General features: G+C 72.9%; 18 protein-coding genes. 9 read left to right on the forward strand and 9 right to left on the reverse strand.

Translation table 11 applies throughout. From position 1 onward, the window contains the following. Window positions 1-158: 158 nt before the first annotated feature. From BF93_RS03295 to BF93_RS03315, 5 genes are all read right to left on the reverse strand, one after another. A complete protein-coding gene (locus tag BF93_RS03295; RefSeq protein ID WP_084148223.1) occupies window positions 159-1,835 on the reverse strand; it encodes a rhamnulokinase in 1,677 nt (558 codons plus the stop codon). After that, window positions 1,832-3,874: a bifunctional rhamnulose-1-phosphate aldolase/short-chain dehydrogenase gene (locus tag BF93_RS03300; RefSeq protein WP_038370650.1), complete on the reverse strand. Its 2,043-nt coding sequence runs from the start codon at window positions 3,872-3,874 to the stop codon at window positions 1,832-1,834. Before BF93_RS03300 ends, BF93_RS03295 begins: the two co-directional genes overlap by 4 nt. Window positions 3,875-4,004: 130 nt before the next feature. Then, the gene (locus BF93_RS03305) at window positions 4,005-4,766 is read right to left on the reverse strand and encodes a DeoR/GlpR family DNA-binding transcription regulator (RefSeq protein WP_038370651.1); all 762 of its coding nucleotides are present in this window, start codon (window positions 4,764-4,766) and stop codon (window positions 4,005-4,007) included. A 9-nt stretch (window positions 4,767-4,775) separates the two neighbouring features. Beyond that, window positions 4,776-6,227 (reverse strand): xylulokinase, encoded by a 1,452-nt coding sequence (locus BF93_RS03310; RefSeq protein WP_038370652.1) that lies wholly within the window; start codon window positions 6,225-6,227, stop codon window positions 4,776-4,778. Further along, entirely contained in the window at window positions 6,224-7,276 is a 1,053-nt protein-coding gene (locus tag BF93_RS03315; RefSeq protein ID WP_038370653.1) for an NAD(P)-dependent oxidoreductase, read from the reverse strand. Before BF93_RS03315 ends, BF93_RS03310 begins: the two co-directional genes overlap by 4 nt. Window positions 7,277-7,329: 53 nt before the next feature. On the opposite strand from BF93_RS03315, the gene BF93_RS03320 reads away from it, so the two are divergent. Then, window positions 7,330-8,079, forward strand: a complete 750-nt coding sequence (locus BF93_RS03320) for a DeoR/GlpR family DNA-binding transcription regulator (RefSeq protein WP_038370654.1) — start codon at window positions 7,330-7,332, stop codon at window positions 8,077-8,079. 26 nt (window positions 8,080-8,105) lie between these two features. On the opposite strand, the gene BF93_RS03325 is transcribed toward BF93_RS03320, so the two are convergent. Both BF93_RS03325 and rhaI read right to left on the reverse strand, forming a co-directional pair. Beyond that, a complete protein-coding gene (locus BF93_RS03325; protein ID WP_084148225.1) occupies window positions 8,106-9,425 on the reverse strand; it encodes an MFS transporter in 1,320 nt (439 codons plus the stop codon). Between the two features lie 202 nt (window positions 9,426-9,627). Continuing rightward, window positions 9,628-10,806: an L-rhamnose isomerase gene (gene rhaI, locus BF93_RS03330; RefSeq protein WP_038370655.1), complete on the reverse strand. Its 1,179-nt coding sequence runs from the start codon at window positions 10,804-10,806 to the stop codon at window positions 9,628-9,630. A gap of 178 nt (window positions 10,807-10,984) precedes the next feature. On the opposite strand from rhaI, the gene BF93_RS03335 reads away from it, so the two are divergent. Together BF93_RS03335 and BF93_RS03340 are read left to right on the forward strand one after the other, a co-directional pair. Next, window positions 10,985-12,310, forward strand: a complete 1,326-nt coding sequence (locus BF93_RS03335; protein WP_051486474.1) for an MFS transporter — start codon at window positions 10,985-10,987, stop codon at window positions 12,308-12,310. 234 nt (window positions 12,311-12,544) lie between these two features. Continuing rightward, entirely contained in the window at window positions 12,545-13,768 is a 1,224-nt protein-coding gene (locus BF93_RS03340) for an IS110 family RNA-guided transposase (protein WP_038371013.1), read from the forward strand. Window positions 13,769-14,030: 262 nt separating this feature from the next. Here the strand turns inward: BF93_RS03340 and BF93_RS18805 are convergent, their stop codons facing one another. Then, a complete protein-coding gene (locus BF93_RS18805) occupies window positions 14,031-14,981 on the reverse strand; it encodes an HAD family hydrolase (protein ID WP_051486475.1) in 951 nt (316 codons plus the stop codon). Between the two features lie 543 nt (window positions 14,982-15,524). Continuing rightward, complete coding sequence (gene coaA / locus BF93_RS03350; RefSeq protein WP_038370657.1) at window positions 15,525-16,481, reverse strand: type I pantothenate kinase; 957 nt, start codon at window positions 16,479-16,481, stop codon at window positions 15,525-15,527. A gap of 215 nt (window positions 16,482-16,696) precedes the next feature. On the opposite strand from coaA, the gene glmS reads away from it, so the two are divergent. From glmS to BF93_RS19735, 6 genes are read left to right on the forward strand one after another with little or no spacing between them, the layout of a single operon-like run. Continuing rightward, window positions 16,697-18,565: a glutamine--fructose-6-phosphate transaminase (isomerizing) gene (glmS, locus tag BF93_RS03355; RefSeq protein ID WP_038370659.1), complete on the forward strand. Its 1,869-nt coding sequence runs from the start codon at window positions 16,697-16,699 to the stop codon at window positions 18,563-18,565. A gap of 15 nt (window positions 18,566-18,580) precedes the next feature. Continuing rightward, window positions 18,581-19,084, forward strand: coding sequence for a holo-ACP synthase (locus BF93_RS03360; protein ID WP_332248903.1), 504 nt, complete (start codon window positions 18,581-18,583; stop codon window positions 19,082-19,084). After that, on the forward strand, window positions 19,081-20,271 hold the full coding sequence (alr, locus tag BF93_RS03365; protein WP_038370660.1) for an alanine racemase: 1,191 nt from the start codon (window positions 19,081-19,083) through the stop codon (window positions 20,269-20,271). Before BF93_RS03360 ends, alr begins: the two co-directional genes overlap by 4 nt. After that, entirely contained in the window at window positions 20,268-20,888 is a 621-nt protein-coding gene (tsaE, locus tag BF93_RS03370; RefSeq protein ID WP_084148226.1) for a tRNA (adenosine(37)-N6)-threonylcarbamoyltransferase complex ATPase subunit type 1 TsaE, read from the forward strand. The genes alr and tsaE overlap by 4 nt, the downstream gene beginning before the upstream one ends. Continuing rightward, window positions 20,888-21,655 carry a tRNA (adenosine(37)-N6)-threonylcarbamoyltransferase complex dimerization subunit type 1 TsaB gene (tsaB, locus tag BF93_RS19730; RefSeq protein ID WP_038370662.1) on the forward strand — a complete coding sequence of 256 codons (768 nt, stop codon included), beginning with the start codon at window positions 20,888-20,890 and terminating at the stop codon, window positions 21,653-21,655. The genes tsaE and tsaB overlap by 1 nt, the downstream gene beginning before the upstream one ends. Beyond that, window positions 21,652-22,152, forward strand: coding sequence for a GNAT family N-acetyltransferase (locus BF93_RS19735; RefSeq protein ID WP_232226177.1), 501 nt, complete (start codon window positions 21,652-21,654; stop codon window positions 22,150-22,152). The genes tsaB and BF93_RS19735 overlap by 4 nt, the downstream gene beginning before the upstream one ends. The last annotated feature ends 5 nt before the right edge of the window (window positions 22,153-22,157 follow it).

Genomic DNA, 22,157 nt, shown 5'->3' on the forward strand with positions numbered 1-22,157 from the left:
GCGGCGCGGTGACCCCGTCCCGTCCACGGCGGGCGTTGCCGGGGCGGGCGGACACGGAAGGCGCTCTGAGGTCCTCGAGCCAGGCAATCGCCTGGCTCGAGGCTCTGGGGCGGCCGTTCGTGTTCGCGGCCGTGCGGTGATCGGCGGCCGCGCCGCGATCAGGCGCTCGGCGTGAAGACCTCCAGGTCGACGCTCGCGCGCACGGCCTCGCGCATCGCACCCGGCGCAGAGCCGATGGCCCCGAGGGCGCGGGCCTGGACCGCGACGTTGCCCAGCGCGGTCGCCTCCATCGGGCCGGCCACCACCTCGATGCCGAGGGCATCGGCCGTGAGCTGGTTCAGCAGGGCGTTGCGGCTGCCGCCGCCGACGACGTGCAGGCGCTCCGGCAGCGGCTGACGGGCCAGACGGCAGGCGGTGTGCAGCTCGGTGCGGTACGTCTCGGCCAGGGACTCGAGGATGCAGCGCACCAGCTGCGCGGGAGAGCGCGGGAACTCGTCCTCGCCGCCGATCACCTCGGCGGCCGCGGTGACGCGGTCGGCCATGCGCCCGGGGGCGAGGAACTGCGGATCGGTCGGGTCGATGCGGAACCGCCCGCCGGGGACCGCGGCCGCGGCGGCCAGCAGCCCGTCCAGCTCGACGGAGGCGCCGTCCTCCTCCCACTGCCGGATCGACTCGCTGACCAGCCACATCCCGGCGACGTTCTTGAGGAACCGGAAGGTCCCGTCCACGCCGCGCTCGTTGGTGAAGCCGGCCTCGCGGGCGGCCTCGGTCGTGATCGGCGCGGACAGCTCGAGGCCGATCAGCGACCACGTCCCCGAGGAGATGTAGGCGACGGGGCCGTCCGCCGCGGCCGGCACCGCGAGCACCGCCGAGGCGGTGTCGTGCGAGGCCGCGGCGATCACCGGCACCTCGCCGATGCCCAGCTCCGTCGCGAGCTCCGGCAGGACGGTGCCGACCCGCTCGCCGGGCTCGACGAGCGGGGCCAGCAGGCCGGCGTCGAGCCCGGCCGAGCCGGCCGCTCCGGCCGGACCGTCCGCCCCGGCTGTACCGCCCGCTCCGGCCGCATCCGCTGCGTCCCGGCCGCCGGCCGCGGCGGCGAGCAGCTCGGTGGCCCAGGCGGGGGAGGCGGCCTCCAGCATGCCGGTGCTCGAGGCGTTGGTGATCTCCGTGCGCCGCTGCCCGGTGAGCAGGAAGGCGACGAGATCGGGGACCATCAGCAGCTGCGAGCCCTCCGGCAGCCGGCCCAGGCGGTCATCGGCCGCGAGCTGGTAGAGCGTGTTGAAGGGCTGCTGGGCGATGCCGGTCAGCGCGAACTGCCGCTCGCGGGAGACGATCCGCGCCACCTGGTCGGCGACCCCGTCGGTGCGGGAGTCGCGGTAGGCGATCACCTCGCCGCGGCGCGCGCCGTCCGGCCCGACGAGGGCGTAGTCCACGGCCCAGGAGTCGATGCCGATCGAGGAGATCCCCTCCAGCCCCCTCTCGCGGGCGAGGGCGCCGGCGGCGCGGAGACCCTCCCGGATCTGCTCCCACAGCGCGTCGATGTCCCAGCTCAGGTGCCCGTCGCGCTCGGCGAGGACGTTGGGGAAGCGCCGCGCCTCGTGCAGCTCGAGGCGGGCGGTCTCGCCCGGGCGGACGAGGCCGAGCATGACCCTGCCCGAGGTCGCCCCGAGGTCCACGGCCGCGACGGCGAGGGAGGGGTCGGCCGCCGCCCCATCGGCCGCAGCCGATGGGGCCGCCTCGGCGGATGCGACTGCCGCGGCCGATGCCGCTGCCTCGGTCGATGCGGGTGCCGCAGCGGATGCGGCTGCCGGCCCGGCGGCGTCCGCGCCGCTCATCGCAGGAAGGCGGCCGCGACGCCCGCGTCCACCGGGATGTGCAGGCCGGTCGTGTGCGAGAGGTCCCCGGCCGTCAGCGCGAAGACGGCGTTGGCGACGTTCTCCGGCAGCACCTCGCGCTTGAGCAGGGTGCGCTGCGCGTAGAACTCGCCGAGGTTCTCCTCCTCGACGCCGTACACCTTGGCGCGGGAGGCGCCCCAGCCGCCGGCGAAGATCCCGGAGCCGCGCACCACCCCGTCGGGGTTGATGCCGTTGACGCGGATCTGGTGCCCGCCGAGCTCGGCGGCGAGCAGGCGCACCTGGTGGGCCTGGTCGGCCTTGGTCGCCGAGTAGGCGATGTTGTTGGGGCCGGCGAACACGGAGTTCTTCGAGGAGATGTAGATGATGTCCCCGCCCATGTCCTGGTCGAGCATGACGCGGGCCGTCTCGCGGGAGACGAGGAAGGAGCCGCGGGCCATGACGTCGTGCTGGAGGTCCCAGTCCTTGGCGGTGGTCTCCAGCAGCGGCTTGGACAGCGACAGGCCGGCGTTGTTGACGATGAGGTCCAGCCCGCCGAAGAACAGCACCGCCTCGTGGACGGCGTCGATCACGGCCTGCTCGTCGGAGACGTCGGCGCGGATCGCGGCGGCCCTGTCCGGGCCGCCGAGCTCCTCGGCGACCTTCTGCGCGTTCTCGAGGTTGAGGTCGGCGATGACGACGTGGGCGCCCTCGGCGACCAGGCGCTCCGCGGTCGCCTTCCCGATCCCGGAGCCGCCGCCGGTGACGAAGGCGACGCGGCGGGCCAGCGGCTTCTCGGCGGGCATGCGCTGCAGCTTCGCCTCCTCCAGCGCCCAGTACTCGATGCGGAACTTCTCCGCCTCGTCGATGGGGGCGTAAGTCGACACGGACTCCGCCCCGCGCATCACGTGGATGGCGTTGACGTAGAACTCGCCGGCCACGCGCGCGGTCTGCTTGTCCTTGCCGAAGGAGAACATGCCCACGCCCGGGACCAGGACGATCGCCGGGTCCGCGCCGCGGATCGCGGGGGAGTCGGCCTCGGCGTGGCGCTCGTAGTAGGCGGTGTAGTCCGCGCGGTAGGCCTCGTGCAGCTCCTTCAGGCGGGCCACGGAGTCCTCGATCGAGGCATCGGCGGGCAGGTCCAGGACCAGCGGCTTGACCTTGGTGCGCAGGAAGTGGTCGGGGCAGGAGGTGCCCAGCTCCGCGAGCGCGGCGAGCTTCTCGGAGGCGAGGAACTCGTGGACGTCCGCGGAGTCGGTCCAGTGGCCCACCATCGGCGCATCGGTCGAGGCGAGGCCGCGGATCACGGGGAACAGGGCGGAGGCCTTCGCCCGGCGCTCGGCCTCGGGCAGGGCGGCGCGGGCCGCGTCGTGGGCGCCGAAGGGCTCGGCGGCGCCGTGCGCATCCAGGTAGGCCTGCGCCTCGCGGATGATCCGCAGGGAGTTCTCCTGCGCCTGCTGCGAGGTCTCGCCCCAGGCGGTGATCCCGTGCCCGCCCAGGATGCAGCCGATGGCCTGGGGGTTCTCCTCCTTGATCGCGGCGATGTCCAGGCCCAGCTGGAAGCCGGGGCGGCGCCACGGCACCCACACGACGGCGTCGCCGAAGACCTCGCGGGTCAGGCGCTCGCCGTCGGCTGCGGTGGCCAGGGCGATGCCGGCATCGGGGTGGAGGTGGTCCACGTGCGCGGCGTCGACCAGGGCGTGCATGGCGGTGTCGATCGAGGGGGCGGCGCCGCCCTTGCCGAACAGGCAGTGGTCGAAGGCGGCGACCATCTCGTCCTCGCGCTCGAGGCCGGGGTACACCTCCCGCAGGGCACGCACGCGGTCCAGGCGCAGCACCGCGAGGCCCTTCTCCTGCAGCGTCCCGAGGTCGCCGCCGGAGCCCTTGACCCACAGCAGCTCGACGTCCTCGCCGGTGACGGGGTCGCGGTCGGTGCCCTTGGCGGAGGTGTTGCCGCCGGCGTAGTTGGTGTTCGCCGGGTCCGAGCCCAGGGCGTTGGAGCGCTGGAGGAGGTCGGCGATGGTGCGAGCGGCGTCGCTCATGGGGACTCCTTGACTGCGGTCGGGGACGCGCACGGTCGATTGTTCGATCGTGTGAGAGTTTACAACTTAGAACATCGGGAGGGAAGGGGTCGGGAGGATCCGATCGGCCCGGTCGAGACGCGGGCCCGCGTCAGAGGATCTCGACCAGGTCCCGGTAGGGGTCCAGGGCCGCATCGGCCGGATCCAGGTCGGTGACCAGGACCTCCACCTCCTCGAGGTCGAGGGAGCGGGCCAGGGCCGCGACGCCCAGCTTGCCCGCGTCCACGCACAGCACGGTGCGGCGGGCCCGGGCGGCGAGGACGCGCTTGACCTCGGCCTCCTCGAGGGAGGCCTCGCTCGCCCCGGCCCGGGGATCCACGCCGCCGCTCGAGGTCACGAACAGCTCGGTGAACAGCTCGCCGGCGCTGCGGCAGGCGAGCGGGCCCACCAGGCTGCCGGTGCGGGGGTCCGGCTGCCCGCCCAGCAGCAGCGGGGTCACCCCGGGAACGGCGACCAGGGCGGACAGGGTCTGGATCGCATTGGTGAGGACGGTGAGGTCCTCCCGCGGTCCCAGCATCCCCGCGAGCGTGGCGACCGTGGTCGAGGCGTCGAAGGCGATGGTGCCCGCGGCCGGGACCAGGTCCCGCGTCTTCTGGGCGATGCGGGTCTTCGCCGCGCGGCCGCTCTCGCGGCGCTCGTCGAAGGGCCGCGGGCCGCTGGCGCGGACGGCGCCCCCGCGCACCCGGCGCATCTCGCCCGCCGCCTCGAGCGCCGCGAGGTCGCGGCGGATCGTCATCTCCGAGACGCCCAGCTCCCGGGCGGCCTCCTCGATGCGGACGTCGCCGTGCGCATCCACCCGGGCGGTCAGCTCGCTGCGGCGCTGCTCGGCGCTGAGGGTTCCGGTGATCGGCATGCCGCGATCCTAAGCCGAGGCGTCCTCGCGGTCCCGGGCCAGCTCCAGCAGGCGGGCGAAGCGCCGGCGGCGCCGAGCGTAGTCCTGCGTGAGCGCGGCGTCCGGGGTGAAGGTGCGGGTGATCTCCGCGGTGCGCTCGCGCAGCTGCGCGGGCTCGAGCAGCCCCAGGCCGATGCCGGCGAGGAAGGCCGCGCCGTGCGCGGCGCCGTGGCCGGTGCGGGGACGGGAGACGGGGATCCCCAGGACGTCGGCCTTGATCTGCATCCACACGTCCGAGGCGGAGCCGCCGCCGGTGGCGCGCATCTCCGGGACGGGGAAGCCGTGCGCGGCCAGCTGCTCGAGGTCGGCGGCGAGGGCGAGGGCGTTGCCCTCCATGGCGGCGAGCATGAGGTCCACGCCGTCGGTGTCCAGCCCGATCCCGTCGATCATCCCGCGGGTGCGGGGGTTCCAGCTGGGCGTGCGCTCCCCGGCCAGCGCGGGGACCACCATGAGCGGGGAGGGGCGCCGCCGCGCCCGCAGCGGCCCGGTCTCGCGCAGGTCCTGCGGGCCTCCGGCGAGGCCGTTGACCCAGTCGACGGTCGCCCCGGCGGTGACCTGGGCGGTGATCAGCAGATCGACCCCCGGCAGGCAGTGGCGGGTATGGATGAACCCCGGCACGTGCACGCCGGCGGGGACGGGCAGGATCGTCACGCTCGAGAAGCCGTTCATCTCCACCAGCGGATCGCCCACCGCGAGGGCCCCGGCCTCGAGCGCGGAGCCGACGGAGTCGATGGCCCCGGCCAGCACCGGGGTGCCCGCGGGGATGCCGGTGGCGGCCTCTGCCGCCGCGGTGACGGCGCCGACCACGGCCGTGGTCGGCACGATCTCGCCGAGCAGCTCCGCGGGCACCCCGGCCTCGGCGAGGCGCGCATCGAGGGCGCCGGTGGTCTCGTCGAAGGCCTGCAGCAGCGCGGCGGTGCTGTCGTCCAGGGCGGCGCGGCCGGTGAGGCGGCGGACGACGAAGCCGTTGGCGGAGACCACCGTGCGGGTGCGGGCGAGGACCTCGGGCCGCTCCCGGCGCAGCCACAGCAGCTTCGCGGTGCCGAAGAAGGGATCGGCCCCGTGCCGGTGCCCGGGGGCGACGGCCGCGATCTCGTGGGCCTCGGCCTCGGCCCGGCGGTCGAGCCAGGTCAGCGCGGGACCGGCGGGCTCGCCCTCGGCGTCCAGCGGGACGAGCGTCGGGGCCTGGCTCGTCACCGCGACCCCGGCGATCGGCTCGGGGCCGAGGAGGGAGCGGGTGAGCTCCGTGAGCGCCGACCACCATGCCCCGGGGTCCTGCTCGGCGCCGCCGCGGGCGTCCACCGAGGTGGGGTAGCGGCGGGCGCCGTCGCGCACCAGGGCGCCGTCGCGATCGGAGAGGACCACCTTCACCCCGCTGGTGCCGACGTCGATGCCCAGCAGCAGTCCGGTCGCGGCGGTCATCGGGGCACCTCGGTGAGGGGGTGCAGCGGCGCCTCGCCGTCCAGGAAGCGCCGCAGCTCCTCGGCGACGCCCTCGGCGGCGCGGGCGGCGGTCTCGCGGCTGGCCCCGGCGATGTGCGGGGTGAGCACCACGTCGTATCCCTCTCGGGCGAGCGTCAGCACGCCCTCGTCCATGTCCACGGGCTCGTCGGGGTAGACGTCGAAGGCGGCCGCGCCCAGCTGTCCGGAGCGGATCGCGTCCGCCACGGCCGCGTAGTCGACCAGGCCGCCGCGGGCGGCGTTGACGAGGATCCCGCCGGGCCGCATGGCGGCCAGGCGCTCGGCGCTGACGATCCCGGCGGTGTCCTCGCTCAGCCGGGCGTGCACGGAGACGGCGTCGCTGCGGCGGAACAGCTCCTCGACCTCGGCGACCTGCTCGGCGATCCCGTCCAGCGCCCCGGGGGCGAGGTAGGGGTCGAAGACGAGCACCTCGGCGCCCAGGGCGGCGAGCACGCGGGCCACGTGCGCCCCCACGGCCCCGGCGCCGATCAGGCCGATGGTCGCGCCGTGGACCTCCCGGCCCACCTGGTCGTACCGGTACAGGTCGCCGCGCCACCGCCGCTCCAGCAGGGAGCCGTGCGCGGTGGGGATGCGGCGGAACGCCGCCAGCAGCAGGCCCAGGGTCATCTCCGCGGTGGCGATGCCGTTGCGGCCGGGCACGTTGACCACGAGGATCCCGAGCTCCTGCGCGGTGCGCAGGTCCACATTGGTGGGGCCGCCGCGGGAGACGCCGATGAAGCGCAGGTCGGGGCTCTCGCGCAGCACCCGCTCGGACAGCGGGGCGAGCTGGGTGAGGATCGCCGCGCGGCCCTGCAGGGCCTCGAGGAGCTCCTCCTCCGTGCCGGAGGCCTCGTGGATGCCGCCGACGCTGTGGAAGGGGACGTCGGGCCATTCGAGCTGCAGGGTGGAGATGTCCGCGTGCTCGCCAAGGCGCCGGGCGGCGGCCTCGGCGAACAGCTCCGGGAGGATGAAGCGGTCGCCGGCGGCGAGGATCGGAGGGGGCGTCGACATGCGGTGTCCTTTCATGCCCCGGGGTGGGGCGCGGGCTGCTCTATGCTGGTCAGGTGGTATCTCTCGCGGCCCAGGAGCGTCAGGACCGGCTGCTCGCCGAGCTGCGTGCGACCCAGTCCGTGGCCCTGTCCGATGCCGCGATGCAGCTGGGCGTGAGCGAGATGACCGTGCGGCGCGACCTCGATCGGCTCGAGGAGCGGGGGCTGGCGCGCCGCGTGCGCGGGGGCGCGGTCTATGCGGGGCCGGTGAGCTTCGGCGGGCGCTCGCGCTCCCACAGCGAGGAGAAGCGGGAGATCGCCCGCAAGCTGCTGCCGCTGGTCCCGGAGGAGGGCGTGATCGCCCTGGACTCGTCGACCACCATGCACCATCTGGCCGGGGCGATCGAGGGCGGCGGGGACCTCACGGTGGTCACCAACGGCCTGCTCACCTTCGAGGCGCTGCGCGGCCGGCCCGGCATCGTCGCGATCCTCACCGGCGGCAGGCAGGACGCCCGCAGCGACTCGCTGATCGGCCCGGTCGCCACCGCGACGCTCGACGCGATGCGCTTCACCGCGTTCTTCGCCTCCGCCGCGGCGATCGATCCGCAGTTCTGCTTCGAGGACACCTTCGAGGAGGCCGAGGTGAAGAAGGCCTTCGCCCGCGCCGCGGGCCAGGTGGTGCTCGGCGCGCACTCCGACAAGCTGGGCGCCGTGGCGACGGCGGCGGCGGTGCCGCTCGAGCGCGTGGGCGTGCTCGCGACCGAGCTGCCCGCCGCCGCGCCCGAGCTCCAGGAGTACCGCGGGCGCGTGCCCCGCGTGCTCTGAGCCGCGGCCCGCGCGGTGCCGGGGTCTCATCGGCCCGCGGCCTCGCCGGCCGTCGCGGCGGCGGGGGAGGCGGCCGGCGCCCCGGCGTCCTGGGCGAGGGCGCGCTGGTCGACCTTCTGCAGGAAGCTCAGGCCGAAGGAGACGAGGTAGGTCGCGGCGAGGGCGATCACCGTGCCGGTGGTGCCGATGCGGTCCCACAGCAGCGTGACCATGAGCGATCCGATGAACTGGGAGAGCCCGGCGGCGAGGTTCAGCAGGGCCACGGCGCTGCCGCGACGATGCGGCTCGAGGGCCGGCATGAGCGCGGAAAGCGGCACGTAGGCGGCAAGGGCGAAGCCGAAGACGACGACCGCCGCCGCGGTCAGCCACGGGTTCGGGCCGAAGATCACGGGCACGAAGTACAGCAGCAGCGTCGCCGCGCACATGCCGATCGCGCCGAACCAGCGCACGGTGCGCACCCAGCCGATCCGGTCGCCGAGCACGCCCCACAGGAGGTTGGTGAACACGGTGACCAGGTAGACGAGGCTCCACAGCTTCAGCCAGGTGCCCTGCGCGAAGCCGAGGTCGCGCACGAAGACGATCGGCAGCATGACGATGAAGCCGTACAGGGAGATCTGGTTGATGATCCGCTGGATCATGCCGTAGGCGAGCTGCACGTTGCGCACGGGCATCACGAGCGTCTCGGTGAGCACGCCCAGCAGTCCGGCGAGGGTGCGCGGGCCGTGCTGCTCGGGCCCCCGGCCGCGGACGAGGAGGCCGGCGAGCAGGCCGCCGACGGCGATGAAGGCGATCGAGGCCCACAGGGTCGCGATCTCGCCGATCCACGGGATGGTCAGGCTGGGCAGGTAGGAGCCGAAGACGCCGACGCCGATGGAGTAGAAGCACCAGAACCAGCCCATCGCCGAGGACAGGCGGTCCCCCGGCGCGGCGTAGGAGATCCAGACGACGAAGCTGTACACGAACATCGGGTAGGCGGCGGCGCGGATCGCGTACATGACCAGGGTCATGGCGAAGTCGCCCTGCATGACGCCGAAGTACAGGAAGCCGACGTGGAAGACGATCCACATGATCGTCGCGAGGATCATGACGCGGCGGGGCCCGAAGTACTCCGCGAGCACGCCGGAGGCGAAGGCGCCGAGGGCGACGATCAGCCCGTAGACGGTGAAGATGCTGCCGGTCTGGGCGGTGGTGAAGCCGGCGTGGGTGACGAGGTAGTCGGAGAGGAAGGCCTGCTCGAGGCCGTCGCCGGTCATGAAGAAGGCGATCGCGACGTAGCCCCACAGCAGGGCGGGGGAGAGCCCGAGGAAGCTCCGGCCGGTCGTCGGCGACGTCGTTGTCGGGGACATGCAATGACTCCTGTGTCGGGGGCGGGCGCGGACGACCCGCCGAGGTCTGTCAGAACATGTTAGATGATGTGAGAGCGTGTGAAAAGAGGGGTAGGCGCGGCGGGGTCGCGGCGGGATGCGGCCTGCGCGCGCGCAGGAGCCCCCGCCTGCTCGTCCGCGCAGGCGGGGGCTCCGTGGGGGCGCGCGATGCGGGGCGCGGGCGTCAGGCCCCCCATCCCATCTGGTTCCCGCCGACCCGCTCGGCGGCGACCTTCTCCTCGTAGCCGGAGGCGCGGAAGGCCTCGAACGGATCCGCCGGGAGGCCCTGCTCCTCGCGGAAGGCCGCCAGGGCGGGGCGCACGTCGGTCCAGAAGGCATCCATGAGGATGCCGTTCGCCTCGAGCACGTCGTTGCGCTCCTGGGCGTCGGCCAGCGCCTCCCGGTCCACCAGCAGCGCCTTGGCGAGGGTCTCCTGGACGTTGAGCACCGAGCGGATCTGGCCCTGGATCTTCGACTCCACGTTGTGGCACTGGTCGAGCATGAAGTTCACGCCGGAGGCCGGGCGGTGCGCATCCTGCTGGACGATCTCGAAGAGGATCCGGAACAGCTGGAACGGATCGGCCAGGCCCACGATGAGATCGTCGTCGGCGTAGTTGCGCGAGTTGAAGTCGAAGGCCCCCAGGCGGTTCTGGCGCAGCAGCTGGGCGACGATGAACTCGATGTTCGTGCCCGGGGCATGGTGCCCGGTGTCCAGCACGACCAGCGCCTTCTCGCCGAGGGCCAGGCAGTGCAGCAGGCTCGTGCCCCAGTCCGGGACGTCGGTGTGGTAGAACGCCGGCTCGAAGAACTTGTACTCCAGTACGATCCGCTCGTCCTCGCCCAGGCCCTGGTAGACCTCCGCGAGGGACTCCGCCAGACGGTCCTGGCGGGCGCGGATCGAATCCTGGCCGGCGTAGTTGGTGCCGTCGGCCAGCCAGATCTTCAGCTCCTTCGACCCGGCGGCGCGCATGACCTCCAGGCACTCGAGGTGGTGGCCGATCGCGCGGCGGCGCACGGTCATATCCCCCGCGGTGAGCGAGCCCCACTTGTACTCGTCGTCCTGGAAGGTGTTGGAGTTGATCATCCCGATGCTCACGCCGAGGTCCTCGGCGTGGGAGCGCAGCGCCGCGACGTCCTCGACCCGGTCCCAGGGGTAGTGCAGGGACACGCGCGGGGCCAGGCCCGTGTGCCGGTGCGTCTGGGCGGCGTCGGCGATCTTCTCGAACGGGTCGCGGGGGGTGCCCGGGGTGCCGAACACCTTGAACCGGGTGCCGGAGTTGCCGTAGGCCCAGCTGGGGACCTCGATGGAGAACTCCCGCAGGTCCCGGGCGACCTGATCGGGAAGGACGGAGGGGGTGGGCATGGGGTGCTCCTTCGGGATCCGACGTCTTTGAAACGACTCAACGCACACTAGCACGCGCGAGCATCCGGCGAGAAGGTTTCGGCGGGCGCCGGGGGTCCGGCGACGACGTGTTGAAACGACTCACCACGGTCGCTAGCATCGGCCCCCGCATCCCGCCCCGCGCCGAAGGAGACACGCCATGACCCCGCAGCAGGCCGCCGGAACGGTCCAGGACGCCGCCCCCGGCGGGCGGATCCGCGGCTGGAAGGCGACCATCGCCGTCGCGATGTCCAACTACATCGAGGCCGGATCGATCATCGCCCTCGCCACCTCGCTGACCTTCTGGCAGGAGTTCTTCGGCTTCTCCACCTGGATGGTCGGGTTCGTGGCCGCGATCTCCGCCAACGCCTTCGGCGCGGCCATCGGCGCCATGATCGGCGGCCCGCTGGGGGACCGCTACGGGCGCAAGTTCATCTACACCTACGACCTCGTGCTCTACATGGCCGGCACCCTGCTGGTCGTCTTCGCGGCGCAGGCGTGGATGCTCGTGCTCGGCGTCGTGCTCACCGGCATCGCGGTGGGCGCCGGCGTCCCCGTCGCCTGGACCTACATCGCCGAGCAGGCGCCGCACGACCGCCGCGCCCGCCATGTCGGCACCGCCCAGCTGGCCTGGTCGCTGGGCCCGGCCATCGTCTTCGCGATCGCCACCGCGCTGGTGCCGCTGGGGCTGCTGGGCTCGCGGCTCATCTTCGCCCACCTCTTCGTGGTCGCCCTGATCACCTGGTGGGTGCGGCGGGGCCTGGCCGAATCCGACATCTGGACCGCGCAGAAGGCCGAGCGCGAGGCCGCGGCCGCCCAGGGCGCGGCCGTGCACCATCGCGGGCTGAAGGAGCTGCTCTCCCATCCGCGCAACGTGAGCGCCCTGCTGTTCCTCATCGGCGTCTACTCGCTGTGGAACCTCGTCGCCGGGCAGATGGGCATCTTCATGCCGCGCGTCTACCAGAGCGCGGGCGTGGAATCGGCGGCCAGCCAGAACCTCCTCCAGGTGCTCGTGTGGACGCTCACCGTCATCGCCACCTACCTCGGCTTCATGCTCCTGGGCGACCGCATGGACCGGCGCCTGCTGTACGGGATCGGCGCGGTGCTGGGCATCGCCGCCTGGGTGCTGCTGGTGTTCGCGCACGTGACGATGCCGCTGCTGGTGCTGTTCGCGGTGCTGTGGGGCGTCTCCGCCGGCATCGGCGCGCAGGCCTTCTACGCCCTGTGGACCGCGGAGATGTTCGCGACCCCGTACCGCGCGACCGCCCAGGGCGTGCTGTTCTTCATCGCCCGGATCCTGGTGGGCGTGCTGAGCTTCTTCTTCCCGACCCTGCTCGAGGCGCGCGGCGTGCCCGTCGTCGGCCTGCTGATGATCGCGTTCCTGGTGGTCGCCCTGGTGGTCGGCGTGCTCGGCGCCCCGGACACGCGCGGGAAGTCGCTCGAGCAGATCGAGCTGGAGCGCTACGGGCAGCGGGTGGCGCGCTGAGGCGCCCGTTACCTTGTGAGGGCCCCGATGGTCGGGGTCTGGTCGCTCGGCCGGGTATGGCTTTGTTGCCCTGCCATCAATGGTCCGGGGGGTGTTGCCGCCCGGTCGAGAGACACGCGTTGACCGCTGATAGGGACACGGCCCAGGACAGTCTGAGGTCTCGTCGTAACGTGGGTGCCGGCATCGGGTGTCGCGACTGTGACCAGCAGTGATGCGTTCAAGGAGGACGACATCATGGATCCCAGATTCACGGTCGTGATCGGCCTGGACGTCGGGAAGACCGGGCACCACGCCTGCGCCCTCGACCCCGACGGTGAGAGATTGTTCGACAAGCCTCTCCCGCAGGACGAGGCCGAGTTGCGCGAGGTCTTCACAGGCCTGCAGAAGCACGGAGAGGTGTTGATGGTCGTGGACCAGCCCAACACCATCGGGGCACTGCCGATCGCGGTCGCCAAGGACTGCGGCTGCGCAGTCGCCTACCTGCCCGGGCTGGCGATGCGGAAGGCCGCGGACCTGTATCCGGGCCGGTCGAAGACCGATGCCCGGGACGCGTTCATCATCGCCGACACCGCCCGGACGATGCCTCATACCCTCCGGGCCGTCGACCGCGACAACGAGGTCCTCTCCGCGTTGAAGGTCCTCGCGGGCTTCGACGAGGACCTCGCCCAGGAGACCACCAGAGCGCTGAACAGGATCCGGTCGCTGCTCACCCAGATCCATCCCGCCCTCGAACGCGTCTTCACCGGCGGCACGCTCTCCACCGGCATCGTGCTGGACCTGCTGGAGAAGTTCGCAGGACCCACCGGACTCAGAACTGCCGGCAGAGGCAGAGTTCTCCGGTTCGCCCGCGCCCACGCGCGCCGTGATCCCGAGGCTCTGATCGACCAGGTCTTCGCGGCTTTGGACGAGCAGACCGTGGTCGTTCCGGCGACCGCGGCCGTGGAACTGGTGATCCCGAGAGTCGCAGGCCAGGTCAAAGAGCTGAAGGAGCAGCGGGCGACAGTGGCCCGGGAGGTCGAAGCCATGCTGGAGGACTTCCCTCTCGCCGGGGTCTTGATGAGCATGCCGGGGATCGGCATCAAGACCGCCGCCCAGATCCTCCTCGCGATCGGCGATGCCAGCACGTTCGAGAGTGCCGGCCACCTCGCGGCCTATGCCGGCATCGCACCGGTCACGCGACGCTCCGGCACCTCGATCAGGGGCGAGTTCCCCGCCAGATCCGGTAACAAGCGCCTCAAGAACGCCCTGTTCTACTCCTCCTGGGTCGCCTCGCACTCCGACCCTGTCTCCAAGGCCTACTACGACCGCAAACGCGCCGAGGGCAAGCGCCACAACGCAGCGGTGATCTGCCTGGCCCGCCGCCGATGCAACGTCATCTTCGCCATGCTCCGCAACGGCACCTACTACCAACCACCCATCAACGTCCCCAGCCCCGACCCAGCCGCCCTCGCGGCTTGACTCGGAACATAGGGACACCCCCCGCGGCGCCGGCCCGTCGCATGCCCCGTGCATCGAGCGGAGTGAAGTCGTCGCATCCCGACGAGGTAGCGACGGAATCACTCCGATCGTTCGCGTATCGACGGATTCACTCCGCTCGTTCGTGGCCTCGGGGCATCACTCCCACACCCATCCGTTCCGGGACGCGCCCGAAGGGCTGAGCGCGGCCAAGGGGATCCTCGGACGCGCCGGCGCAGCCGCGGCAGGCGCCCGGGGGTCGAGGTCACGGGCGTCCGTCCCAGCCCCCGTCGACCAGGGCGTCGACGATCCGATGCACGGCCTCGTCGGCGCCGTGGGACATGTGCGGGGCGACGATGCGGACCTCGCGCCACTCGATCCGTCGGATGGTCTCCGCACGGTCGATGTCCCGAGCGATCTGCTCCGGGGTGCGATGGTGCTCGCCCTCGTACTCCGCGGCGACGCGGAACCGCGGCCACTGGAGGTCCGGCTCGTGCAGCAGGCGGCCGCCGGGGCCGACGATCGGCACGTTCAGCAGCGGCTCCGGGATGCCCGCCTCGCCGAGGGCCAGCCGCAGCTCGGTCTCCCGCGGCGAGTCGGCGCCGATGCGGACGAGGCCGAGCGCAGCGCGGGCGGAGCGGACGCCGGGCCGGCCGGCGCCGTCCTCGACGACGGCGGCGAGGAGGTCCGGGGAGCTGAAGGGCTCGATCCGGCCTTCGAGTTCCGGTCGGGGGACGCGCACCAGATGATCGCCGATGCTCACCAGGTCCGGCAGGTCCAGATCGGCCGCCAGGTCCAGCCACGTGCGCTCGCACGAGGTGATCGGGACGCCCTGGAATCGCCGCCGATGCGCCTCCGGGATCTCGGCGCGACGGGTCACGATGTCGGCACGGTGCGTCGGCGAGCACCAGGGCGGGATGGTGACCTCGATCGGATCGCCCACGGACCAGCCCTGCAGGTGCTGGGGCAGAGGGAAGCCCCGCGCCCGCGCCGCGCTGCGGCCGGAGAGGACGGCGCCAGGGAGATCGTCCAGCAGCGCGGCGGCCAGGTCGAGCTCCGTCGTGGTCGCTTCGCGGAGGCGATAGACCCCGTAGCCGATGCGCTCCGCATCGGCCCGGCGGAGGCGCTCGGGCCCCGCTCCGAGCCGGGCCGCCTGCGCAACGGTGAAGGCGCCCGGACGGAGACCAGGAGGGAGGGGCTTCGGACGCCGCGGCATGCGACGACCGTGCCATCCCCGTGCCGGACCTGCCCGAAGTCATCCACACCGGGCAGGTCACAGCGATATCCACACCAGCAGCCGACCCTCTCGACCGGGGGATTCGGGGCGCGTGCGGGAGGGAACGATCGTCAGGGGAGGCCTCGGAACCGGGAATGATCGACAGGGGAGGCCTCGCAACCGGGAACGATCGACGAGTCGTCCCAGCGATGACACCGATCGGAGCGATGCCGTCGTGACGACAACGATCGGAGTGATTCCGTCGCTACGGGAACGATCGGAGTGAATCCGTCGCTACCTCGTCGGGATGCGACGGAATCAATCCGCTCGATGGCGAGGTACGGGGGGAGCCGCCCGGGAGGAGGGTCTGGAGCGGCTCGAGCCGGCGGGGAGAGGATGCGGGGCCGGGCTCGGGCTGACGGGAAGGAGAAAGGGGGAGGGGACTGGGGCGGGCTCGGGGCGCGCGGGAGGGGGAGGGGACGGGGCCGGGCTCGGGGCGTCGGGAAGGAGAAAGGGGGGAGGGGGACAGAAGGAGGGCCCGGCTCAGACCTTGCGCAGGAGGACGCTGTGGACGCGGTGGTCGGGGGCCTTGCGCAGGACGAGGTCGGCGCGGCCGCGGGTCGGCAGGACGTTCTCGACGAGGTTGGGGCCGTTGATGGTGCGCCAGATGCGCTGCGCCGTGGCGCGGGCCTGCTCGTCGGTGAGCTCGGCGTAGCGGCGGAAGTAGGAGCGCGGGTCGGTGAAGGCCGTCTCGCGCAGCTGCAGGAAGCGCTCGATGTACCAGCGGCGCACGTCCTCGGGCTTGGCGTCGACGTAGACCGAGAAGTCGAAGTAGTCCGAGACCGCCAGGCCCAGCCGTCCGTCCAGGCGCGGGCGCGCGGGCTGCAGCACGTTGAGGCCCTCGAGGATCAGCACGTCCGGCCGCTCCACGACCACGCGCTCGTCGCGGACGATGTCGTAGACGAGGTGGGAGTACACGGGGGCCTCGACCCGCTCCATGCCGGCCTTCACATCGGCGACGAAGCGCAGCAGGGCGCGCCGGTCGAAGCTCTCGGGGAAGCCCTTGCGGTGCATGATGCCGCGCTCCTCGAGCACGGCGTTGGGGTGGAGGAAGCCGTCGGTCGTCACCAGCTGCACGCGCGGGGTGTCGGGCCAGCGCGCCATCAGCTCCCGCAGCAGGCGGGCCGTGGTCGACTTGCCGACGGCGACCGATCCGGCCACGCCGATGATGTACGGGGTGCGCTCCTGGCTCTGGGAGAGGAACGCGCTGCGGGAGCGGCGCAGGTTCTGGGCGGCGGCGACGTGGATGTTCAGCAGGCGCGAGATCGGGCGGTAGACGGCGTCGACCTCGTGCAGGTCGATCCGGTCGCCGAGGCCGCGCAGATGATCGACATCGGCGGCGGACAGCGGCAGCGGGGTGCGGTCCGACAGCCCGGCCCAGTCGGCTCGGGGGATCTCGTCGAAGGGAGAGGGCGTCCCCGATGACGAAGCAGGCTTCATGGGGCGACATTCTTGCAGGTTCGGGGAGGGGTCGCGGCACGCCGCTGCGGCCGGTCGCCGCGGGGCCCGCCCCCGAGCGCCCCTGAGCGTTTGTGACAGGTCCGCGCACAGCTCCGCCAGCGGCGCGCAGCGACCCCGGCAAGAGTGAGCAGGACCTCTCACCGCGTGGCGGGAGAGGCATGGGAATCCGGGTCCGCGCCGCTACGGTGAGCACCATGTGTGGAATCGTCGGATATGCAGGCCCCGTCAGCGGCGCCCCGTCCCCCCGTCCCGTCGACGTGGCCCTCCAGGGCCTCGCCCGACTCGAGTACCGCGGCTACGACTCCGCGGGCGTCGCCGTGCTGGACGGCGACCAGGTGCGCGTCGACAAGCGCGCCGGCAAGCTCGCCAACCTCCGCGAGGCCCTCGAGGGCCGGCGCGAGACCCCCTCCGCGGTGGCCATCGGCCACACCCGGTGGGCCACCCACGGCGCCCCCACCGACGGCAACGCCCACCCTCACCTGGGCGGCCGCGAGCAGGAGCTGGCCCTCGTCCACAACGGCATCATCGAGAACTTCGCCGCGCTGCGCGCCGAGCTCGAGGCCGACGGCTACCCCTTCCTGTCCGAGACCGACTCCGAGGTCGCCGCCCACCTGGTCGCCCGCGAGATGGAGACCGCCGGCGACCTCACCGAGGCCATGCGCCGCACCGCCGGCCGCCTCGAGGGTGCCTTCACCCTGCTGGCCGTGCACCGCACCGCGCCGGGCACCGTCGTCGCCGCCCGCCGCAACTCGCCGCTCGTGGTGGGCCTGGGCGAGGGGGAGAACTTCCTGGGCTCGGACGTCGCCGCCTTCGTCGACGCCACCAAGGAGGCGCTCGAGGTGGGCCAGGACCAGGTCGTCACGGTCACCGCCGACAGCGTGGACATCATCGACTTCGAGGGGACCCCGGTCACCGACGCCAAGCGCTATACCATCGAGTGGGACGCCCAGGGCGCGCAGAAGGGCGGCTATGCCTCCTTCATGGCCAAGGAGATCCACGAGCAGGCATCGGCCGTGGCCGATACGCTGCGCGGCCGCATCGAGGACGGCAAGCTGCAGCTGGACGAGATGAAGATCGACGAGGCCGTGCTGCGCACGATCGACAAGATCGTCGTGGTCGCCTGCGGCACCGCCGCGAACGCCGGCGCCGTGGTGAAGTACGCCATCGAGCACTGGTGCCGCATCCCCGTGGAGGTCGAGCTCGCCCACGAGTTCCGCTACCGCGACCCCGTCGTCACCGAGAAGACGCTGGTCGTGGCGATCTCGCAGTCCGGCGAGACCATGGACACCCTGATGGCCGTGCGCCACGCCCAGGAGCAGGGCGCGAAGGTCGTCGCGATCTGCAACACCCGCGGCTCGACCATCCCGCGCGAGGCCGACGCCGCGCTGTACCTGCACGTCGGCCCGGAGATCGCGGTCGCCTCCACCAAGGCGTACCTCGGCCAGATCGCCGCCTGCTTCCTGCTGGGGCTGTTCCTCGCGCAGGTGCGCGGGAACCTCTACCCCGACGAGATCGCCCAGCAGATGGAGGACCTCTCCGCCATCCCCGAGAAGATCCAGGAGGTGCTCGACAGCTCCGATCAGGTCGAGCGCCTCGCGCTGGAGATGAAGGACGCCACCAGCGTCCTGTTCCTCGGCCGGCACGTGGGATACCCCACGGCCATGGAGGGTGCGCTCAAGCTCAAGGAGATCGCCTACATCCACGCCGAGGGCTTCGCCGCGGGCGAGCTCAAGCACGGCCCGATCGCGCTCGTGGACGAGGGCCAGCCGGTGTTCGTCATCGTCCCCTCGCCGGGCGGGCGCGACTCGCTGCACTCGAAGGTCGTCTCGAACATCCAGGAGGTCAGGGCCCGGGGCGCCCGCACCCTGGTGATCGCGGAGGAGGGCGACGAGGCGGTCCTGCCGTACGCCGACGAGGTCATCCGCTACCCCCGCACGCGGGCGCTGTTCGCCCCGCTGCTGACGGTCATCCCGCTGCAGATCTTCTCCTGCGAGCTGGCGACCGCGAAGGGGCTGGACGTGGACCAGCCGCGCAACCTCGCGAAGTCGGTCACCGTCGAATGATGTGATACTGCCGGGGTGAACGGCGTGACACAGATCGACGAGCACGGGGCGCACGGACAGGAGCCGGCGCCCCGTGCCGTCGTCGACCCCGCGGCCCGGGCCTTCCCGCCGGCGAGCTCGGCGCTCCTGGCGGGCGTCGGGATCGACGTGGTCTCGGTGGCGCGCCTGAGCGCCATGTTCGAGCGCACCCCGGCGCTGCGGGACCGCCTGCTCACCCCGTCCGAGCGGCATCTGCCGGCCGCCTCGCGCGCCGCCCGCGTCGCCGCGAAGGAGGCCGTCGGCAAGGCTCTGGGAGCTCCCGGCGACTACTCCTGGCAGGATGTGACGGTGCAGCGGACCCCCGACCGGCGTCCGTATCTCGTCCTCAGCGGCGCCGCGCTCGCCGCCGCCGAGCAGCTCGACGTGACCCACCTGCACCTCTCGCTCTCGCACGACGGGGACATCGCCACGGCGATCGTCGTCGCCGAGCGGGGAGCACGGCCCGCTGACGTGGCCGGCACCGATCGAGGAGAACGATGACCGTCCCGATTCCTGCGGAGGATCCGCGCCACGTGCCCAACCGGGCCGTGATCGATCCGTCCGCCATCACCTACAACACCCGTCAGATCACCGGTGTGCTCGAGGAGCAGACCGCCCTGATGGCGATCGTCAAGGCCGACGGCTACGGGCACGGCATGCTCACCGCGGCCCGCGCGGCCCTGGAGGGGGGAGCGACCTGGCTGGGGGCGGCGCATCCCGCATCGGCCCTGGCCCTGAGCCGCGCCGGGCTGGACGTGCCGATCCTGACCTGGCTGTTCGAGCCCTCCACGGCGCAGGTCGTGCTGCCCGAGGTGATCAAGGCGGGCGTGGACGTGTCGGTGGGCAGCGAGCTGATGCTCCGCATGGTGGCCGATGCCGCCCGCGCCGCGGACCGCCGTGCCCGCGTGCACATCAAGATCGACACCGGCATGGGCCGCGGGGGAGTGGTCCCCTCCCGCGTGCGCGAGCTGGGCCACGCCGCGACCTCCGACGACTACCTCTCCATCGCCGCCGCGTGGACGCACCTGTCCGCGGCCGATGACCCCTCCGATCCGATGACCGATCAGCAGGTCGAGACCTTCGACGCCGCCTTCGCGCAGCTGTGCGAGGAGGTCGGCCCGGTCCCGCTGCAGCACATCTCCGCGACCGCGGCCACCCTGACCCGCCCCGAGCTGCACCGCGACCTGGTGCGCATCGGGATCGGCCTGTACGGGTACCCGCCGGTGCCCTCGCCGGTGCGGCTGCGGCCCGCCCTCACGCTCACCACGCGGGTGGCGATGGTCAAGGAGGTCCCGGCCGGTTCGACCGTCGGCTACGGCCACATCCACACCACCGACCAGCCCACCCGGCTGGGTCTGCTGCCGATCGGCTACGCCGACGGCCTGCACCGCGCCTCCTCCGGGAAGGTCGAGGTGCTCGTGCGGACCCGCAGCGGCTACCAGGCCGCCCGGCAGGTGGGCCGCATCAGCATGGACCAGATCGTGGTGGACCTCGGCCCCGAGTCCCGTGCCCAGGCCGGCGACGAGGTGGTCCTGTTCGGCGAGGTGCTCGACGGGCTGCTGCCCGACGAGGAGGGGCGCGCCCTGACCGTCCCCACCGCGGCGGACTGGGCCGAGGCCGGCGGGACGATCCCCTACGAGGTCCTCACCTCCGTCTCCGCCTCCGTGCCGCGGCAGGTGAAGGGATGAGCGCCGGTCACGAGATCGTCGTGAGCACCGGCACCGCCCAGGGGACCCGCCGCGCCGCGCTCGCCCTCGCCGGGCACCTGCGCCGCGGCGACCTGCTGGTGCTGGACGGGCCGCTCGGCGCCGGGAAGACGACCTTCACCCAGGGCCTCGGCGAGGGCCTGGGCGTGCGCGGTCCCGTCGCCTCCCCGACCTTCGTCATCGCCCGCGTCCACCCGAGCCTGGTGGGCGGCCCGCAGCTGGTGCACGTGGACGCGTACCGTCTGGCCGGCGCCTTCGACATCGACGACCTCGACCTCGAGACCGAGATGGACGACGCCGTCACCGTCGTCGAATGGGGCCGTGACCGGGTCGAGCACCTGGTCGACTCGCATCTGCGCGTGGTGCTGCAGCGCCCCGACGAGGGCGACGCGGAGGATCCGGAGAACCCCGAGGAGCCGCGCACCCTCACCCTGACCGCGACCGGGCCGCGCTGGGACGAGGCCGCCGTGGCCGCTCTCGCGCAGGAGCTCGCGGCCGTCGCGGCCGATGCCGACCTGCAGGCCCGCGCAGGAACCGATGTCCGGAGCGGTGCCGGTGCGGCGCCCGCCGACCGCGACCGCACCGAGGAGGAGAGCTGATGCTGCTGGGGATCGACACGTCCGGCGCCGTGAGCGTGGCGCTGGTGCGCGCCGAGGGCACCGGCCTCGGGACGGCGGCAGCGGCCGCCGCCGGGGCCGCCGCCGGAAGCCCCGGGCCCGAGGTGCTCGCGGTCCGCTCCGACGCCCGCGCCCGCCACCACGACGAGGTCCTGCTGACCCTGGTCGACGAGGTGCTCGCCGAGGCGGGCGCCGCCCGCACCGATCTCACCGGCGTGGTCGCCGGCCGCGGCCCCGGACCCTTCACGGGTCTGCGCGTGGGCCTGGTCGTCGCCCGCACCATCGCCGCCGCGCTCGACATCCCCCTGTACGGCGTGTGCTCCCTGGACGCGCTCGCGCTGCAGGCCCTCACCGCCGCAGGCCCCGCGCCGGAGGGGCGCAGCATCGCCGTGGCGCTGGACGCCCGGCGCCGGGAGGTCTACTGGGCGCGGTACCGGGCCGATGCCGAGGGCGCCATGGTCCGCGTCGAGGGACCTGCCGTCTCCGCCCCCGCAGAGGTCTGCGAGGACCTGCGCTCCGCGGATCTCCTCGTCGGATCCGGCACCGAGCTGTACCCGGACCTGCTGCCGGCCACGGCGCGGATCCCGCACGTCGATGCCGGCGCGCTGGTCGCCGTCGCCGCGCGCCTGGCCGCGCAGGGCCAGGACCTCTCCGACACGGAGCCGATGTACCTGCGCGAGCCCGACGCCGCGAAGCCGTCCGTGCGCAAGAGCGCGCTCGGCCTCGGCGACCGCCCGACCGCGCCGTGATCCCCGCGCAGGATCCCCGGGCGCCCGACGGCGATCCCGCCGCCCCGGCGCGCCTGCGCCCGGCGACCCCGGCCGATGTCGAGCAGATCGCGGCGGCGGAGCTCGTCCTGTTCCCCGACGAGGCGTGGACGCCGTGGCAGCTCGCCGAGGAGATCGCCCACTCCTCCCGCCGCTACGTCGTGGCGCTGGCCGAGGACGAGCGCACCATCATCGGCTACGCCGGGATCATGATCGCGGGCGACGCGGCGGACCTGCACACCATCGGCACCACCCGGCCGGGCCGCGGCATCGGACGGGCCCTGCTGGCCTGGTGCGAGGCGCAGGCCCTGGCCGGCGGCGCCCAGCGCATGCTGCTCGAGGTGCGCGAGGACAACACCCGCGCCCGCCGCGTCTACGAGGAGGCGGGATACACCGCGATCGACCGCCGCCGCGGCTACTACCGCATCGGCCCCCGCCGGATCGACGCGATCGTCATGGAGCGCGCCCTGGCGCCCTGACCGCG

This window comes from Brachybacterium phenoliresistens (genome assembly GCF_000576425.1).
In the GTDB taxonomy this organism is placed as follows: Bacteria; Actinomycetota; Actinomycetes; order Actinomycetales; family Dermabacteraceae; genus Brachybacterium; species Brachybacterium phenoliresistens.

What these genes read in the sequence shown, in the direction of transcription:
- BF93_RS03315 (WP_038370653.1), bottom strand. Translation starts at nt 7,276, where the DNA reads ATGTCGACGCCCCCTCCGATCCTCGCCGCCGGCGACCGCTTCATCCTC.
- glmS (WP_038370659.1), top strand. Translation starts at nt 16,697, where the DNA reads ATGTGTGGAATCGTCGGATATGCAGGCCCCGTCAGCGGCGCCCCGTCC.
- BF93_RS18805 (WP_051486475.1), bottom strand. Translation starts at nt 14,981, where the DNA reads ATGCCGCGGCGTCCGAAGCCCCTCCCTCCTGGTCTCCGTCCGGGCGCC.
- BF93_RS03300 (WP_038370650.1), bottom strand. Translation starts at nt 3,874, where the DNA reads ATGAGCGACGCCGCTCGCACCATCGCCGACCTCCTCCAGCGCTCCAAC.
- tsaE (WP_084148226.1), top strand. Translation starts at nt 20,268, where the DNA reads ATGAGCGCCGGTCACGAGATCGTCGTGAGCACCGGCACCGCCCAGGGG.
- BF93_RS03295 (WP_084148223.1), bottom strand. Translation starts at nt 1,835, where the DNA reads ATGAGCGGCGCGGACGCCGCCGGGCCGGCAGCCGCATCCGCTGCGGCA.
- BF93_RS03335 (WP_051486474.1), top strand. Translation starts at nt 10,985, where the DNA reads ATGACCCCGCAGCAGGCCGCCGGAACGGTCCAGGACGCCGCCCCCGGC.
- tsaB (WP_038370662.1), top strand. Translation starts at nt 20,888, where the DNA reads ATGCTGCTGGGGATCGACACGTCCGGCGCCGTGAGCGTGGCGCTGGTG.
- BF93_RS03325 (WP_084148225.1), bottom strand. Translation starts at nt 9,425, where the DNA reads ATGTCCCCGACAACGACGTCGCCGACGACCGGCCGGAGCTTCCTCGGG.
- BF93_RS03340 (WP_038371013.1), top strand. Translation starts at nt 12,545, where the DNA reads ATGGATCCCAGATTCACGGTCGTGATCGGCCTGGACGTCGGGAAGACC.
- rhaI (WP_038370655.1), bottom strand. Translation starts at nt 10,806, where the DNA reads ATGCCCACCCCCTCCGTCCTTCCCGATCAGGTCGCCCGGGACCTGCGG.
- alr (WP_038370660.1), top strand. Translation starts at nt 19,081, where the DNA reads ATGACCGTCCCGATTCCTGCGGAGGATCCGCGCCACGTGCCCAACCGG.
- coaA (WP_038370657.1), bottom strand. Translation starts at nt 16,481, where the DNA reads ATGAAGCCTGCTTCGTCATCGGGGACGCCCTCTCCCTTCGACGAGATC.
- BF93_RS03310 (WP_038370652.1), bottom strand. Translation starts at nt 6,227, where the DNA reads ATGACCGCCGCGACCGGACTGCTGCTGGGCATCGACGTCGGCACCAGC.
- BF93_RS03305 (WP_038370651.1), bottom strand. Translation starts at nt 4,766, where the DNA reads ATGCCGATCACCGGAACCCTCAGCGCCGAGCAGCGCCGCAGCGAGCTG.